Below are 1,108 nucleotides of genomic sequence, written 5' to 3' on the forward strand. Positions count from 1 at the left end.
CGCGCGGGCGACGAGGAGGAGCACACCGGTGAGGGCGAGGGTCAAAAGCAACTGGATGCGCGCGGCCGGGTCGATCATCGCGAGTGCGATCACCGCGGCGAGCAGCACCAGGCACAGCCACGACAACCACGGGAAGCCCCACATCCGCATCGGCATCTCCTCGCCCGTGCGATCCGCGCGGGTGCGGAGGATGATCTGCGCGACCGCCGTGGACGTCCAGATCACGAGCAGCGTCGAGCCGACCACGTTCAGGAGCGCGGGGAGGACGACGTCGGGGAAGGCCCAGTTGAGCCCGACCGTCACGAAGCCGAAGGCGACCGAGGCCAGCACGGCGACGAACGGCACGCCCTTGAGGCTGGTGCGGGTCGCGGCCAGCGGGGCGAGTCCGCGCTCCCCCAGCGAGTACGCCATGCGGGAGGCACCGTAGATGTTGGCGTTCATGGCCGACAGCAGCGCGACGATCACGATCAGGTCCATCACGAGACCGACGCCGGGCACGTTCAGGGTCTCGAGCACCGCCGAGAACGGGCCGTCCTTGACCGCGGGATCGTTCCACGGCAGTACGGCCACGATCACGAAGATCGATCCGACGTAGAACACGAGGATGCGCACGAGCACCTCGCGCACGATGCGGCGGATGTTGTGCGCGGGGTCGTTCGACTCGGCAGCGGCGATCGCGACGACCTCGGTGCCTCCGAACGCGAACACCACGATGAGCAGGGCGCCCGCGATGCCGGCGATGCCGTTCGGGGCGAAGCCGCCGTTGTCGACGAGGTTCGCGATGCCGGTCGCCGGCACGCCGGGGATGAGCCCGATGATCGCGCACACGCCCACGATCAGGAAGGCGATGATCGCCGCGACCTTGATCGCCGCGAACCAGAACTCGAAGCGGCCGTAGTTGCGCACACCGAACAGGTTCACGGCGGTGAGCGCCACGACGAAGATCAGCACCCACACCCAGGCGGGGATGCCCGGCGTCCAGTTGGCCACGATGGCGCCGGCGCCCGTCGCCTCGGCGGCGATCACGACGACCAGCTGGATCCAGTAGAGCCATCCGACCGCACTGCCGGCGCTGCGGCCCATCGCCTTCTGGGCGTAGGAACTGAAG

At 69.0% G+C, this 1,108-nt stretch carries 1 protein-coding gene; it reads right to left on the minus strand.

The genetic code is table 11. The annotated features are described in order from the left end of the window. Positions 1-1,108: amino acid permease (locus ACNPM4_RS16460; protein ID WP_448986395.1), on the minus strand; the 1,108-nt coding region annotated here is incomplete at both ends.

Source organism: Microbacterium umsixpiens (assembly GCF_053543675.1).